Genomic DNA, 265 nt, shown 5'->3' on the forward strand with positions numbered 1-265 from the left:
GGGTCGTACAGTTGGTTGCCTGTATCGATCAACCCTTTGCACGTTGCCGTATAATCCCCCACATGGATCGTTACCTCCGCTACGAATGTAGTCAGTACCTCGCGCTGCTTCGTGCTTTGCAGAACGGTTCTGAACCACCATAGCAAAGGGATGAGCAGCAGCAAGACAAACAGAATGCTGCCAATTTGCATCTGAAACATCGGCACGCCGGATTGTGTGAATACGATTCCTTTCATCACATCAGAGGAAGAGGCAAGCACATAGT

General features: G+C 49.8%; 1 protein-coding gene. It reads right to left on the bottom strand.

Annotated features, from left to right (window positions below):
* Positions 1–236: sigma-E processing peptidase SpoIIGA (locus tag KVT27_RS25010; protein WP_217582209.1), on the bottom strand; the 236-nt coding region annotated here is incomplete at its 3' end.
* Positions 237–265: the final 29 nt, after the last annotated feature.

Source organism: Lysinibacillus sp. GbtcB16, from assembly GCF_019091145.1.
GTDB lineage: Bacteria > Bacillota > Bacilli > Bacillales_A > Planococcaceae > Lysinibacillus > Lysinibacillus fusiformis.